The 15,738-nt window shown below is 39.4% G+C and carries 14 protein-coding genes; 10 read left to right on the top strand and 4 right to left on the bottom strand.

Annotated features, from left to right (window positions below; all coding sequences use genetic code 11):
- Nucleotides 1-12: 12 nt before the first annotated feature.
- Nucleotides 13-831 carry an IS3 family transposase gene (locus DX522_RS03260; RefSeq protein WP_262054275.1) on the bottom strand — a complete coding sequence of 273 codons (819 nt, stop codon included), beginning with the start codon at nt 829-831 and terminating at the stop codon, nt 13-15.
- Nucleotides 819-1,172 (bottom strand): helix-turn-helix domain-containing protein, encoded by a 354-nt coding sequence (locus tag DX522_RS03255; protein WP_115179798.1) that lies wholly within the window; start codon nt 1,170-1,172, stop codon nt 819-821. Before DX522_RS03255 ends, DX522_RS03260 begins: the two co-directional genes overlap by 13 nt.
- A gap of 191 nt (nt 1,173-1,363) precedes the next feature.
- On the opposite strand from DX522_RS03255, the gene DX522_RS03250 reads away from it, so the two are divergent.
- The 3 genes from DX522_RS03250 to DX522_RS03240 are packed head-to-tail and all read left to right on the top strand — an operon-like array spanning nt 1,364 to nt 6,287.
- A complete protein-coding gene (locus tag DX522_RS03250) occupies nt 1,364-1,942 on the top strand; it encodes a TetR/AcrR family transcriptional regulator (protein WP_115179797.1) in 579 nt (192 codons plus the stop codon).
- A 30-nt stretch (nt 1,943-1,972) separates the two neighbouring features.
- Entirely contained in the window at nt 1,973-3,169 is a 1,197-nt protein-coding gene (locus DX522_RS03245) for an efflux RND transporter periplasmic adaptor subunit (protein WP_115179796.1), read from the top strand.
- 13 nt (nt 3,170-3,182) lie between these two features.
- Nucleotides 3,183-6,287, top strand: coding sequence for an efflux RND transporter permease subunit (locus DX522_RS03240; RefSeq protein ID WP_115179795.1), 3,105 nt, complete (start codon nt 3,183-3,185; stop codon nt 6,285-6,287).
- Between the two features lie 127 nt (nt 6,288-6,414).
- On the opposite strand, the gene DX522_RS03235 is transcribed toward DX522_RS03240, so the two are convergent.
- Nucleotides 6,415-7,194 carry a M48 family metallopeptidase gene (locus DX522_RS03235; protein ID WP_115179794.1) on the bottom strand — a complete coding sequence of 260 codons (780 nt, stop codon included), beginning with the start codon at nt 7,192-7,194 and terminating at the stop codon, nt 6,415-6,417.
- Nucleotides 7,195-7,314: 120 nt separating this feature from the next.
- Between DX522_RS03235 and mtr the strand changes: the two genes are divergently transcribed.
- The 4 genes from mtr to tsf all read left to right on the top strand — a co-directional run bounded on the left by mtr (nt 7,315) and on the right by tsf (nt 11,287).
- On the top strand, nt 7,315-8,571 hold the full coding sequence (gene mtr, locus DX522_RS03230) for a tryptophan permease (RefSeq protein WP_115179793.1): 1,257 nt from the start codon (nt 7,315-7,317) through the stop codon (nt 8,569-8,571).
- Between the two features lie 65 nt (nt 8,572-8,636).
- Nucleotides 8,637-9,410: a class I SAM-dependent methyltransferase gene (locus tag DX522_RS03225; RefSeq protein ID WP_115179792.1), complete on the top strand. Its 774-nt coding sequence runs from the start codon at nt 8,637-8,639 to the stop codon at nt 9,408-9,410.
- A gap of 169 nt (nt 9,411-9,579) precedes the next feature.
- A complete protein-coding gene (rpsB, locus tag DX522_RS03220) occupies nt 9,580-10,302 on the top strand; it encodes a 30S ribosomal protein S2 (protein ID WP_115179791.1) in 723 nt (240 codons plus the stop codon).
- Nucleotides 10,303-10,435: 133 nt separating this feature from the next.
- The gene (tsf, locus tag DX522_RS03215; RefSeq protein WP_115179790.1) at nt 10,436-11,287 is read left to right on the top strand and encodes a translation elongation factor Ts; all 852 of its coding nucleotides are present in this window, start codon (nt 10,436-10,438) and stop codon (nt 11,285-11,287) included.
- Between the two features lie 74 nt (nt 11,288-11,361).
- Here tsf and DX522_RS03210 read toward each other — a convergent pair whose 3' ends face one another.
- The gene (locus tag DX522_RS03210) at nt 11,362-12,921 is read right to left on the bottom strand and encodes a phosphoethanolamine transferase (RefSeq protein WP_115179789.1); all 1,560 of its coding nucleotides are present in this window, start codon (nt 12,919-12,921) and stop codon (nt 11,362-11,364) included.
- A 125-nt stretch (nt 12,922-13,046) separates the two neighbouring features.
- Here DX522_RS03210 and pyrH point away from each other — a divergent pair, with 125 nt between their 5' ends.
- The 3 genes from pyrH to ispC all read left to right on the top strand — a co-directional run bounded on the left by pyrH (nt 13,047) and on the right by ispC (nt 15,730).
- On the top strand, nt 13,047-13,760 hold the full coding sequence (gene pyrH / locus DX522_RS03205) for a UMP kinase (RefSeq protein ID WP_005698626.1): 714 nt from the start codon (nt 13,047-13,049) through the stop codon (nt 13,758-13,760).
- Nucleotides 13,761-13,883: 123 nt separating this feature from the next.
- On the top strand, nt 13,884-14,441 hold the full coding sequence (gene frr, locus DX522_RS03200) for a ribosome recycling factor (protein WP_005696784.1): 558 nt from the start codon (nt 13,884-13,886) through the stop codon (nt 14,439-14,441).
- Between the two features lie 89 nt (nt 14,442-14,530).
- The gene (gene ispC / locus DX522_RS03195) at nt 14,531-15,730 is read left to right on the top strand and encodes a 1-deoxy-D-xylulose-5-phosphate reductoisomerase (protein WP_115179788.1); all 1,200 of its coding nucleotides are present in this window, start codon (nt 14,531-14,533) and stop codon (nt 15,728-15,730) included.
- Nucleotides 15,731-15,738 lie beyond the last annotated feature (8 nt).

Raw genomic sequence — 15,738 nt, 5'->3', positions numbered from 1 at the left:
AAAGTTAGACTGCTATTTAAAGGATTGTTTTCGATATTGTATCGGACTCAGTCCTTTTAATTTTAGTTGAATCCGTCGGTGATTATAGTAATCCAAATAATCTCTGACAGCATCAACTATCTCTTCTTTTGTTTTAAATTCCCGACCATAAAAACATTCTGTTTTTAATCGTCCAAAGAAACTTTCCATTGCGGCGTTATCTAAGCAATTCCCTTTTCTCGACATACTTTGAATGATGCCATGTTCAGCCAAGATTCGACGATAAGCTACCATTTGATATTGCCAGCCTTGGTCTGAATGCAAAATGACACCACAAGCTTTATTTAATCCTTTGACGGCTTGCATTAACATGTCCTCTACTTGCGCCCAGTTTGGGGAATAGCTGAGATTATATGAGACTATCTCATTGTTAAATAAGTCTAAAATTGGAGATAAATAGACTTTACTCCCATCTTTCGCCTTAAACTCTGTGATATCGGTCACCCATTTTTGTTTCGGGGCCGTTGCACTAAAATCGCGTTCAAGATGATTCGGTGCAATCACCCCTATCGTGCCTCGATAGGTGGTAAATTTCTTGCTTTTTCTTGACTGCACTTGAAGCCCAAGTGTCTGCATTAAGCGTTGGACTTTTTTATGATTTACGTCTGGTAAACAGGCATGAACACGTCGGTAGCCATAATCAGGATGATTGGCTTTGATGCGTTTAATGGCCTTTTTCAACAACTCATCCTTATCCGGTTTAATCTGAAGTTTCGCAAAAAACGTACTACGCGCTAACTGTGCAAAGCCTAAAAGCCATTTTAACGGATAGCATGTTCTTAACCTTTGGATAATTTCCGTTGCTCGGCTTCGTCCTGAAGTCTGAGCCTTCTCAACTCCTTTAGGTAGGCCACCTCCGCTTCAAGCTGTAAAATTCTCAGGCGTAAACGGTCTTCTTCAGTTTTGGGTGGCGGTGGCATTCTGGCATATTTGGGTTTCATTGGCGGTCGTCCTGATGGTTTACGGGGAATCAGTCCTTTTATGCCACTTTTTTCAAACCGTTTCAACCATGTCCCGACTAGGGTGTTGGAGGGAATATTGTAAAAACGCGCGGCTTCTCTAATACTCATTTTCTCATTCAAAATAGGTTGAATAACCTGTAATTTAAATTCGATTGTGTAGTGTTTACCCATAAAAAAATCTGCACCTCAATTGTTGGTTTGTTGAGTCCAACTTTTGGGGTGCAGATCAAAATAACCGCACTTTTTTTATATTTTCACTTGCCAAAAAACGAAAAATCAATAAAATGAACGTTCATTCATTTTTTGATGTTCATCTTAAATGACCTTTCTCATATATAACCCTAAGAATTTAATTTTTTATTATGCGACAAGTAAAAGCCTCTAAAACGAAGCTTGATGTCAGTGAGCAGATCTTTGATGCAACAGATCGTCTTATGGCAAAAGAAGGATTACATCATCTTTCTATGCATAAGTTAGCCAAGGAAGCAGGCATCGCAGCGGGTACGATTTATCTTTATTTTAAGAGTAAAGACGAGTTATTAGCACAATTTGCTCGTCGAGTGTTCAATAAGTTTGTTGTGGCGATTGAAGAAGGTTTTGATGAAAGCCAACTTTTTTTCGAACAATACAGAAAAATGTGGTGGAATATTTGGCATTTTCTTCAAGAAAATCCAACGATTCTGTTAAACATGAACCAATATCGATCTTTACCAAGGTTTATTGAAACCTGTAAAGAAATGGAACATTCGTGTTGGGATCAGTTTTGTCTCAAGGGACAAGCAGCAAATGTGTTAGCTGATTTAGATCCTCACATGTTATTTTTGCTGAGTCTTAAAACGGCAATGGTTTTAGCCTCAGATATTAAATTTCTCGGTACAGCAGTAACCGATGCGATGTTAGAATCTGTCATTGAACGCTCTTGGCGTGCAATTCAGAAGTAGTAATTTTATTGTCTTAATGGAGTTTTCCAAATGAGTATAGCTCAAACTAATAGACCGAAGCGTTCACACGTTTTCTTTTTGAAATTAGCGTTAGGCGTATTTGTGTTAATTTTTGCTGCAATGATTTTTCTTAATCATATGAAAGCAAAAGGCATTGCTGATTTCTTAGCAAATAAACCAGAAACAGCTTCTCCTGTGACTGCAATGACAGTTAAGGCTTCAGAATGGACGCCAATCATTGAAACGACAGGTCTTGTTCGTCCGAATCAAGGGGCGATGTTAAGTGCTCAAAGTGCAGGAACGGTGTCTAAAGTGCTCGTGCAAAATGGTCAGAGCGTGAAAAAAGGGGATTTGTTAGTTGAGTTAGATAGCTCAGTTGAGCGTGCAAGCTTACAAGCCGCACAAGCTCAGGTGGTGTCATTACGTCAAACTTATCAACGTTATGCAAACCTTGCGGGCAGCGGGGCTGTTTCTCGTCAAGAATTAGATAATGCAAAATCAGCTTATGAAGCACAAGCGGCAAATATTGAGTCATTAAAAGCAACAATTGAACGTCGCCAAATCGTCGCGCCATTTGATGGTAAAGCGGGTATCGTGAAAGTGAATGTCGGTCAGTACGTTTCAAACGGTACTGAAATTGTGAGAGTGGAAGATCGTTCTTCTATGAAAGTGGATTTTGCGATCGCTCAAAACCTATTAGATAAATTGCATATTGGTCAAAAAGTAACGGCTACGGCAGACGCACGTAAAGGTGAAACCTTTGCCGCGAAGGTTACTGCAATTGAGCCGGCAATTAATTCTTCAACGGGTTTAGTGGATGTTCAAGCAACATTTGAGCCAGAAGATGGGGCAAAATTATTATCCGGTATGTTTACCCGCTTACATGTCGCTTTACCAACTGAGCATAATCAAATCGTTGTGCCACAAGTGGCAGTGAGCTACAACATGTATGGCGAATCGCTTTATATTTTGACCTCACTTTCCGATGAAGATATTGAGAAATTAGGCGGCGCAGAAAAAGCAGCAAATATGTACCGTGCAAAATCAATCACTGTATTTACGAAAGATCGTCAAGGTATTTATGCACAATTAAAAGGTGATGAAGTTAAAGTTGGCGATAAAATTGTGACGGGTGGCCAGCAAAACTTAAGTAACGGTTCATTAGTCTCTGTTGCAGATAAAGCGGGCGTGGGTACTGAACAACCTGCGAATAAAACGAATCTTTAATTAGGAAAAGCGAATGAGATTTACCGATATATTTATTCGTCGTCCTGTTTTGGCGGTTTCGATTAGCTTGTTAATCATTATTTTAGGATTACAAGCGATCTCGAAATTGGCTGTGCGTGAATATCCGAAAATGACCACGACGGTGATTACGGTGAGCACGGTTTACCCAGGGGCGGATGCAAACTTAATTCAAGCGTTTGTTACTTCCAAAATTGAAGAGGCGGTAGCGCAAGCGGATAATGTGGACTATATGTCTTCAAGCTCTAGCCCGAGTGCATCGATTGTCACCGTAAAAATGAAATTAAATACGGATCCGAATGCGGCATTGGCAGATGTGTTAGCTAAAGTTAACTCAGTTCGTTCTGAATTACCAAGTGGTATTGAAGATCCTACGATTTCTTCATCAACGGGTGGTTCGGGGATTATGTATATTAGTTTCCGTTCTAACAAACTTGATGCAAGCCAAGTAACTGACTACATTGAACGAGTGGTGAAACCACAGTTCTTTACCGTAGAAGGTGTGGCAAGTGTTGATATTTTTGGTGCATCAGAGTATGCACTTCGTGTTTGGTTAGACCCAGAAAAAATGGCGGCTCAAAACCTTTCGGCGACACAGGTGATGTCAGCATTATCGGCAAATAACGTTCAAACAGCGGCAGGTAATGATAATGGCTATTTTGTGACCTATAAAAACAAAGTAGAAACTACGACAAAATCGGTTGAAGAATTAGGTAATTTAATTGTAGAGTCTAGTGGTGATAAGTTAGTACGTTTACGCGATATCGCTGATATTGAATTAAATAAATCAAGCGATAGCTCACGTGCGGTAGCGAATGGCGCAGATTCTGTTGTATTAGCGATTAACCCAACCTCGTCAGCAAACCCATTAACAGTAGCTGCGAAAGTGCGTCCGCTATATGACAGTATTAAAAATAATCTGCCGGATGCTATTGAATCTGACATCTTATATGACCGTACAATTGCGATTAATAACTCAATTAATGAAGTAATCAAAACGATTGTTGAAGCAACGGTGATCGTATTGGTGGTGATTACCATGTTTATTGGTTCATTCCGTGCGATTTTAATCCCGGTTATCACCATTCCGATTTCATTGATTGGGGTAATTATGTTGCTTCAATCATTTGATTTCTCCATTAACTTGATGACTTTGCTGGCATTGATTCTGGCTATCGGTTTGGTGGTGGATGATGCGATTGTGGTATTGGAAAACGTGGACCGCCATATTAAGTTAGGTGAAACGCCATTCCGTGCGGCGATTATTGGTACGCGTGAAATTGCTGTCCCAGTTATTTCCATGACCATTGCCTTGATTGCGGTATATTCTCCAATGGCGTTAATGGGCGGTATTACGGGTACGTTGTTTAAAGAGTTTGCTTTAACCCTTGCGGGGGCGGTATTTATTTCGGGTATCGTAGCATTAACGCTTTCACCAATGATGACCAGTAAATTGCTGAAATCCAACGAGGCACCAAGTAAATTAGAGCAACGAGTAGAGCATACCCTTAGTAAAGTGAATGCGGCTTATGCCTATGTACTTGGTTTGGTGATGGCAAATCGTAAATGTATGTTGATGTTTGCGGCAATTATCTTTGCAACCTTACCGGTATTGTTTAAATCACTTTCGAGTGAATTAACACCAACGGAAGACAAGGGCGCATTTTTGGCAATCGGTTCTGCACCTTCGAATGTGAACGTAGATTATGTGCAAAATGCGATGGCACCTTATCAAGAGATCTTAACGAATACGCCAGAAGTGCAGTTTGCGATGACAATTTCAGGCGCACCAAGTTCTAACCAATCTTTAAACGTTGTGACTTTAAAAGATTGGACAGAACGCTCAAAAAGCCAAACAGCTATCATGAATGAATTGAATGCAAAAGCGAAATCCATTCCTGAAGTATCTGTACAAGGCTTTGCGTTCCCTGAAATTGAAACGGGTGAGCAAGGTCCTCCAATTGGCTTTGTGATCAGCACATCACAAGACTATGGCGATTTAGCGAATGTGGCAGGTAAATTCTTAGAGGATATGCAGAAATCCAGTAAGTTCGTTTATACCAACCTCGATCTTAAATTTGATACCGCTCAAATGCGTATTAAGATCGACCGTGAAAAAGCAGGGACTTACGGTATTACAATGCAACAAATCAGCCGTACGTTAGGTAGCTTCTTATCTGCTGCAACTATTGAACGAGTGGATATTGATGGCCGTGCTTATAAAATTATTTCCCAGGTAAAACGTGACAATCGTTTATCACCAGAAAGTTTTAATAAGTATTACGTCACTGCGGAAAATGGTACCTCTGTACCATTAAGCAGTTTAGTGACAGCCACATTAGAACCACAACCAAGTTCATTATCGCGTTTTAGCCAATTGAATTCCGCGGTAATCAGTGCAGTACCAATGCCAGGTACTTCAATTGGTGATGCAATCCAATGGTTGCAAGACAATGCGAAAGATACCTTACCACAAGGTTATAACTATGACTTTAAAGGTGAAGCACGTCAGTTAGTACAAGAAGGTAATGCACTTGCTGTAACGTTCTTACTTGCGGTAGTGATTATTTTCTTAGTGTTAGCAATTCAGTTTGAATCAATTCGCGATCCAATCGTGATTATGATTTCTGTTCCGTTAGCGGTGAGTGGTGCATTGTTAGCCTTAAATGTCTTCGGATTTTTGGGTATTGCAGGTACAACGCTAAATATCTACTCACAGGTTGGTTTGATTACCTTAGTCGGACTTATCACAAAACACGGTATTTTGATGTGTGAAGTAGCGAAAGAAGAGCAGTTAAATCATGGTAAAACCCGTATTGAAGCGATTACCGAAGCGGCTAAAGTACGTTTACGTCCAATTCTGATGACAACCGCTGCGATGATTGCAGGTCTTGTACCGTTGCTTTATGCAACAGGTGCGGGTGCGGTATCTCGTTTCAGTATTGGTATTGTTATCGTGGCAGGTTTGGCAATCGGTACATTGTTTACCTTATTCGTGTTGCCAGTGATTTATTCATATATTGCAAGCGAACACAAACCGTTACCAGTGTTTGATAAAAATGTAAAACCAATCGAAGGTCACATTAACGAACAACATTAATTGAAAATACGAGAAAAACAAACCGCACTTTGATTTTTTAAGTGCGGTTTTCTTTTAGATATTAAAAAAGCGAACATGATGTTCGCTTTTTATTTATGAAAGTGCAGTCAATTTTAAACCGTTTTATTTAGCCATTTTTATTTTTAGCAGCTTTGTAAAGTTCCATCGCTTCTGGTAATAAGCGTTGTAAGTTTTCTTGGCGAGATTCATCACTCGGGTGAGTAGAAGCTAATACGTCAAGAACGCCTTGAGAACCACCAGAGGCTTTAGCCATTTTTTGCCATAAACCAGGCGCAACTTGTGGATTGTAACCTGAGCGAGCCATTAGCATTAATCCAACTTCATCCGCTTCAGTTTCTGCGCTACGAGAGTACGGTTTATCTAAAGCAAAGTCTTTGGTCAGTGCAACTAAATCAGTCATATCCGCACCTACTACGGCAGATAATGCTGTTCCACCCACAGCACCAGCGATAGCACTTATTGTGCCGAAGTTAGCTTTGGCTTTACCGTGTTCTTTTAGAGCATGTGCCATTTCATGGCCCATTACAACGGCGATTTCATTATCGCTTAGTTGTAAGGTATCCACTAAACCTGTATATAAAGCCATTTTCCCGCCAGGCATAGCCCAAGCATTGAGTTCTTTAGATTTAATAACATTAATTTGCCAGTTAAACTCCAAGCCTGTCTCATTCTCTTGGTTAGCATAAGGCACCATTTTGTTAAAGACATGATGAATACGTCTTGCGGTATTTGATGTGGTATCAATCGCACCTTGTGAGCGAATTTTCCCCATTTCTTGTGTATAGCTGCTTTCTGCTTCTTGATTGATTGAGGCAGAATCCGCACAAGACGTGATAACCGCCCCTGCTAATACAGCAAAAGCAAAACTTTTGAGTTGTTTTTTCATGAATTATCCTTTTATTGAGATGGCTGATTATATGAATTTATTGCGTTTTGTCGATACAAAAAGATTGTTTTTTAAGTTTGTACTATTATAATAGTGCAAATCTTATTCTAGGACTTTACTATGACAATAAAAAAATCTCCTTCTTTATTAGGCGGTGCCATGATTATTGCGGGTACCGCGATTGGTGCAGGTATGCTTGCTAACCCAACCTCGACAGCAGGTGTATGGTTTATCGGCTCTATTCTAGCTTTGGTTTACACTTGGTTCTGTATGACCACATCAGGTTTGATGATTTTAGAAGCCAACTTACATTATCCTACTGGCTCAAGCTTTGACACCATCGTGAAAGATTTGTTAGGTAAAGGTTGGAATATTATCAACGGTCTTTCTGTTGCTTTCGTCTTATATATTTTAACTTATGCTTATATCACCTCTGGCGGCGGTATTACACAAAACTTGCTTAATCAAGCTTTTGGTTCTGCTGAAAGTGCGGTCGATATTGGACGTACTTCTGGATCCTTAATTTTCTGTTTTATTCTTGCAGCTTTTGTATGGCTTTCTACTAAAGCTGTGGATCGTTTCACAACTGTATTGATTGTTGGAATGGTAGTCGCTTTTTTCCTTTCTACCGCAGGTTTATTGAGTTCGGTGAAAACAGAGGTGTTATTCAATAGTATTGTAGAAGGTGAGCAAACTTATTTACCTTATTTATTGACCGCACTTCCAGTTTGTTTAGTGTCCTTTGGTTTCCACGGAAATGTACCGAGCCTCGTCAAATATTACGATCGTGATGGTAGTCGTGTAATGAAATCGATCTTTATCGGTACAGGCTTAGCCTTAGTGATTTACATCTTATGGCAGCTTGCGGTGCAAGGTAATTTACCACGTACAGAATTTGCACCCGTAATTGAAAAAGGCGGTGATGTATCGGCATTATTAGAAGCATTACACAAATATATTGAAGTGGAATACCTTGCCGTCGTATTGAATTTCTTTGCTTATATGGCCATTGCGACCTCATTCTTAGGGGTAACGTTAGGTTTATTTGACTATATTGCCGATTTATTTAAATTTGATGACAGCGTATTAGGTAGAACAAAAACCACATTGGTGACATTCTTACCGCCGCTATTGTTAAGTTTACAATTCCCTTATGGCTTCGTGATTGCCATTGGTTATGCTGGATTAGCTGCAACCATTTGGGCAGCAATCGTGCCAGCACTACTTGCTAAAGCCAGTCGCCAAAAATTTCCAAATGCAACTTATAAAGTATATGGCGGTAATTTTATGATTGGCTTTGTGATCTTATTCGGTGTGTTAAATATTGTGGCACAAGTAGGCGCAAACTTAGGATGGTTTGCAAGTTTCGCAGGATAAGTTTTTGCGTTAATATTGTAGGGGCATATCGAATACGCCCTTTTTAATTTTACATAGGAAACGAGATGAGTAACAAAACGAGCGTTTATGATAAAGAAAATTTCTTTGCACTTTATCAAAAACTTCGATCTAACCCAATCAGTCTCAATGAAATAGTGGAAAAGCCGACTATGCTTTCCCTGTTACCTGATTTACAAGGAAAAAAATTACTCGATCTAGGTTGTGGAACGGGTGGACACTTACAACTCTATTTAGAAAACAATGCGAAGAGCGTAGTGGGAACAGATCTTTCAGCTAAAATGCTAGAGCAAGCTGAACAAGATCTGCAAAAGTGCGGTCAATTTTCAGGATGTTTTTCGTTATATCAGTTACCGATGGAAAAATTAACGGAATTGCCAGAAAGTGATTTTGATGTCATTACCAGCTCTTTTGCTTTTCATTATATTGAAGATTTTCCCGCTTTATTAGCGATGATAGGCAACAAGCTTAAGCCTAATGGCACATTAGTTTTTTCCCAAGAGCATCCGATTACAACTTGCCATAAAGAAGGGGAGCGCTGGGAAAAAAATGAGAAAAAACAGCAAGTCGCTTATCGTTTAAATCATTACCGTGATGAAGGGTTAAGAGAGCGAAATTGGTTTCAACAACCTTTTAAAACGTATCACCGCACGACAGCAACGATTATTAATGATTTAATTGCTGAGGGCTTTCAAATTGAACAAATGGCTGAACCAATGTTAGCCGAGCAGCCACAATGGCATGATGAATTTAAAGATTTGCGGCATCGTCCCCCTTTATTGTTTATTAAAGCAAGAAAAGTGATGAATTTAACAAAATAAACTGGTTTTTGACCGCACTTTATGGTATAAATCGCACCGCTGTTTTTGGGTTTCAAAAGCAGCGTTTTTAATTATTAACAACACACACATATCATTAAGGCTTAATCGGGGTGCCAAACGGTCGATTAGCTGATATGTGGAGGCTCAACCCCAACAAAAGGAAAATATTATGGCACAAGTTTCAATGCGCGACATGATCAACGCGGGCGTACACTTCGGACACCAAACTCGTTACTGGAATCCACAAATGAAACCTTTCATTTTTGGTGCTCGTAACGGTGTTCATATCATCAACTTAGAAAAAACTTTACCTTTATTCAACGAAGCTTTAGCGGAATTAACCCGTATTGCTAGCAACAACGGTAAAGTATTATTCGTTGGTACTAAACGTGCGGCTCAAGAAGCAGTACAAGCTGCAGCATTAGACTGTCAACAATATTACGTAAACCACCGTTGGTTAGGTGGTATGTTGACTAACTGGAAAACCGTTCGTCAATCAATTAAACGTTTAAAAGATTTAGAAACTCAATCTCAAGACGGTACTTTTGACAAATTAACCAAAAAAGAAGCGTTAATGCGTACCCGTGAGATGGAAAAACTTGAATTAAGCCTTGGCGGTATCAAAGATATGGGCGGCTTACCAGATGCGTTATTCGTTATCGGTGCAGACCACGAACATATCGCGGTTAAAGAAGCAAACAACCTAGGTATTCCTGTATTTGCTATCGTTGATACTAACTCAACTCCAGCTGGCGTAGATTTCGTTATCCCTGGTAACGATGATGCGACTCGTGCTATCCAACTTTACGTTTCTGCAGCTGCAGCGGCAGTTAAAGAAGGTCGTGGTAACGAAGCTCAAGTTGTTGAAGAATTAGCAGCTGACGCAGAATAATTTAAGTTTTGCAGTAAGGCGAAGCCCTTAATAATCAAACGATTAATTGGCATAGGGGCTAAAGTTTAGCCCCTATATTTTTATCTAAAAGTGCGGTCAAAATAAATCGTACTTTCGACAGAGGATTTTTAAAATGGCTGAAATCACAGCATCATTAGTAAAAGAACTTCGTGAACGTACCGGTGCCGGTATGATGGAATGTAAAAAAGCATTAGTTGAAGCAAACGGTGATATCGAGTTAGCAATCGACAACATGCGTAAATCTGGTCAAGCTAAAGCAGCTAAAAAAGCAGGTCGTGTTGCAGCTGAAGGTGTTATCCTTGCTCGTGTAGAAAATGGTTTCGGTGTATTAGTTGAAATGAACTGTGAAACTGACTTCGTAGCAAAAGATGCTGGTTTCTTAGGTTTAGCAAACGAAGTAGCTGATTTCGCAGCAGCACACAAAGGTACGACTATCGAAGCGTTACAAGCACAATTTGAAGAAAAACGTGCTGCATTAGTGGCTAAAATCGGTGAGAACATGAACATCCGTCGTGTTGATTACTTAGATGGTCAAGTTATTGCTCAATACTTACACGGCGCGAAAATCGGTGTGCTAGTTGCGGGTGAAGGTTCAGCTGATGAACTTAAAAAAGTGGCAATGCATGTAGCGGCATCTAAACCAGAATTCGTGAACCCAGAAGATGTACCTGCAGAAGTAGTTGAACACGAGCGTCAAATCCAAATTGATATCGCAGTTAACTCTGGCAAACCAAAAGAAATCGCAGAGAAAATGGTTGAAGGCCGTATGAAGAAATTCACTGGTGAAGTTTCATTAACAGGTCAGCCATTCGTAATGGATCCTTCTGTATCTGTAGGCGACTTCTTAAAATCAGTAAATACTTCAGTGTCTAACTTCATCCGTTTAGAAGTAGGTGAAGGTATCGAGAAAAAAGAAGAAGACTTTGCTGCTGAAGTAGCAAAAATCACTGGCGGTAACGCTTAATTTTCTCCATTGAGATATTATAAAAAAGCCGATATTCAATATCGGCTTTTTTGTTATCTTAAATTTGAGATGCTTTATTTCTTTGGACGAATATCGATGGCAGGGTCTGCATCTTTACGATATTTTTCTTCAATCAGTTTTTTCAGTCCATAATCGTCTTTGTCAGCTTGTTCAGAGAATAAATCTTCCTCCAAAGTGAGCTTCGGATTTTTAATCCCTATCCAATTAGCGATACCTTCTAAGAAATTCAAACCAGATTTAAAGGCTTTGTATTCTTTACGTGCCGTATCATCAGATGAAATTTTAAAGAGCGGAATATTATGATGTAATTGGCTGTGACAGTTTTGGTTAAATAAAGTCACACCATGTTTATCATCTTCCTGATGGCACAAGCCATGATCAGAGAAATAAACCATCGAGAAAGTGCGGTGTGTTTTTTGCTCGTTTTCTTTGAGGGTTTCATACACTTTCTTAATAAAATCATCGGTTTTCTTAATGGATGTAATATAGCAATTTAAGTATTCATTCTTTTTTTCGATGTCATTATCATTGAAAATTTTCGGGTAATCTTCAACGCGATCGCAAGCAAGCGGATGTGAGCCATAAATGTGTAATACAATAAAGCGTTTACCTTGCGTTGGATCTTCTAAAACTTGGGCAAATTTAGGGATTAGATCAAAGTCGCTGTAGTTTGTCGAATTAAAGCTCCCACCTTTTTTCAAGAAAATGGTTTCATCAGATTTTGATGCAAGCGAAGCGACTGGCGTGTCATATTCACCTAAGAAACCTTGATTAGACAGCCAGTAGGTTTTCAGACCTGCAGACTTAATGAGATCCACTAAGCTTAAATCATAGTTTGGTTCCCATTTTTCTTTATCAGGTAACGTTAACATTAAGCGCAATGAGGCCACAGTGTTGGTTCCGGCAGATGTCATACCATCAATCAGTGTACCATTTACTGATGACATAAATGGTGTGTCATTTACGGGGTATCCATACGCATGCAAGTAATCTTTTCTCGCACTTTCACCCAAAATAATCACATAATCTTGGTATTTAGAATTTTCTAATGTGGATTGTCCCCAGTTGCTTTCCTGTGACATTTTTTTCAATTTTTGCCATTCATTAACAATTTGTACACTCGAATCTATTGTTTCTTTTAATGGCGCAGCAATCGGTAAGTTGTAGCCAATCAACAGGGTAGCGAGAGCAATGAATGTTTTATTGCGATAAAATTTCACCCCAAATTTGACCGCACTTTTGTAATGTAAAAAGACTAAAACTGGAATAGCTAAGGCTGCTAAATAGCTGCTCATAGGGATTTGCATGAGAAACTCTTTGGTCTCTAACATATCTGTTGCAAGAACCGAAGCGATATATTGGTAGCTTGGCGCACCAAAATTTAAGCCTGTCGGCGTATAAATTGCGTGTAAGCAAACTAAGGGTAATAAAATAAAATAGAAAGATTTTCGGCTACTACTTAATAAAATAATGAAAATAGCCGTGAGTAAAATCAGACTAATAGATGGCTCAGGAAACATCCCTGAACCTCGTAAAATCAAATAACCGGCAGCAATGGCACAAGCCAAAGAAAAAAGTGCGGTTAAAATTTGTGAGGTTTTTGAAATCTTCATAAAGTTTACCTATAAAATCAAGACAGCGATATTTTATCGCACTTTTCTGACCAATTTCCATTTTTAACTTTTTCGCTCTTTTGCTAGAATAAGCCAAATTTTGTAACCGACAAAGGAAAAGACAAATGAGCCAACCAATTTACAAACGTATTTTATTGAAATTAAGTGGTGAAGCATTACAAGGAGATGAGGGCTTCGGTATCGATCCTTCAATCCTTGATCGTATGGCGTTAGAGATTAAAGAATTAATTGAAATGGGCGTGGAAGTTGGTGTTGTGCTCGGCGGCGGTAACTTATTCCGTGGCGCAAAATTAGCTAAAGCCGGCATGAATCGCGTAGTAGGAGACCATATGGGGATGCTTGCAACTGTGATGAATGGCTTGGCGATGCGTGATGCGCTTCACCGTGCAGATGTGAATGCAAAATTAATGTCTGCTTTCCAATTAAATGGTATCTGCGATACCTATAATTGGTCTGAAGCGATTAAAATGTTACGTGAAAAACGTGTAGTTATTTTCTCAGCCGGTACAGGTAGCCCGTTCTTTACTACAGATTCTGCGGCATGCTTACGTGGTATCGAAATTGAAGCGGATATCGTTTTAAAAGCGACTAAAGTTGATGGTGTGTATGATTGCGACCCAGCAAAAAATCCTAATGCGAAGTTATACCATAAATTATCTTATGCAGAAGTAATTGATAAAGAATTACAAGTAATGGATTTAGCTGCGTTCACACTCGCTCGTGACCACGGTATGCCAATTCGTGTATTTAATATGTGCAAACCAGGTGCGTTACGCAAAGTGGTACTTGGCACAGAAGAAGGCACAACGATTAGTTGATTTTTTAAAGAATAAAATGGCGAGAGACAATCTCGCCTTTTTTATGAATAAATTTATTCAAAACTCCCTAAAAATCCAGTAAAATCACTGTGTTTTATCTTTATTTATTAAAAGGACAGATGAATGATTAATGAAATCAAACAAGATGCTGAAGCTCGTATGGAAAAAAGCCTCGAAGCGTTGCGTGGGCATATTGCAAAAATCCGTACAGGCCGTGCACAACCAAGCTTATTAGACGCGATCCAAGTGGAATACTATGGTGCAGCGACACCACTTCGTCAATTAGCTAACGTTGTTGCAGAAGATGCGCGTACTTTAGCGGTAACAGTATTTGACCGTTCTTTAATCAGTGCAGTAGAAAAAGCGATTTTAACTTCTGATTTAGGTTTAAACCCATCTTCAGCAGGCACAACAATTCGCGTGCCTCTTCCTCCATTAACTGAAGAACGTCGTCGTGATTTAATCAAAATCGTAAAAAGCGAAGGTGAGCAAGGTAAAGTCGCGATTCGTAACGTACGTCGTGATGCAAATGATAAAATCAAAGCATTATTAAAAGACAAAGAAATCAGCGAAAACGATCAACACAAAGCAGAAGAAATTATTCAAAAAGTGACTGATAGCTATATCAAAAAAGTGGATGAGATCTTAGCAGATAAAGAAAAAGAATTAATGGATTTCTAATTGTCGAACCATGTTTTGGGGCAGACCAAGTGTCTGCCCTTGTTCTATTCTGATAAAAAAATAAAAGCACAAAGTGCGGTCGAAATTTTATGCAAAAACAAAATCTTGTTATTTTAGGATCAACCGGTTCTATTGGTCATAGCACCCTTTCTGTTATCGAATATAATCCTGACAAATACCATGCCTTTGCGTTAGTGGGAGGCAAAAATGTTGAGACAATGTTTGAACAATGCGTGAAATTTCAACCGCACTTTGCTGCATTAGATGATGAAAATGCAGCAAAGGTATTGCGAGAGAAATTAGTCTCACACCACATTAAAACGGAAGTCTTAGCTGGGCAGAAAGCCATTTGTGAGTTGGCAGCACATCCAGATGCCGATCAAGTTATGGCAGCCATTGTTGGGGCGGCTGGATTACTACCAACTCTTTCAGCAGTAAAAGCGAGTAAGAAAGTCTTGCTTGCGAATAAAGAATCGTTGGTGACTTGTGGCCAGATCTTTATTGATGCAGTGAAACAGTCAAGAGCAAAATTATTGCCTGTTGATAGTGAGCATAACGCGATTTTTCAATCTTTACCGCCTGAAGCGCAAGAAAAAGTCGGATTCTGTCCTTTGAAAGAATTAGGGGTCAGTAAAATTGTCTTAACTGGTTCTGGTGGCCCTTTCCGTTATACGCCATTAAACGAGTTTGAACATATTACGCCAGAACAAGCCGTCGCTCACCCAAACTGGTCAATGGGTAAAAAAATCTCTGTGGATTCTGCCACGATGATGAATAAAGGTTTGGAGTACATTGAAGCCCGCTGGCTCTTCAATGCATCGGCTGATGAAATGGAAGTGATTATTCATCCTCAATCTATTATTCATTCAATGGTGCGTTATGTAGATGGTTCGGTCATCGCTCAAATGGGCAATCCGGATATGCGTACTCCAATTGCGGAAACTATGGCTTATCCAAATCGTACAGTCAGTGGTGTGGAACCATTAGATTTCTTTAAAATCAAAGAATTGACGTTTATCGAACCTGATTTTAATCGTTATCCAAATTTAAAATTAGCGATCGATGCTTTTGCAGAAGGGCAGTATGCGACAACCGCAATGAATGCGGCAAATGAAATTGCCGTACAAGCTTTTTTAGATGGCTATATTAAATTTACGGATATTGCGAAAATTAACCAAGCAGCGGTTGAGCAAATGCCAGCTTCTACTATTTCAAGCATTGATGATGTCTTAGCCGTAGATAAGCAAGCACGTGAATTAGCAGCTTCGCTGATTAAAAAGTTAATGTAGAATACACC

Source organism: Haemophilus parainfluenzae, from assembly GCF_900450995.1.
Classification (GTDB): Bacteria; Pseudomonadota; Gammaproteobacteria; order Enterobacterales; family Pasteurellaceae; genus Haemophilus_D; species Haemophilus_D parainfluenzae_O.
The sequence above is the reverse complement of the archived record's forward strand: the minus strand, read 5'-3'. Positions and strand labels throughout refer to the sequence as shown.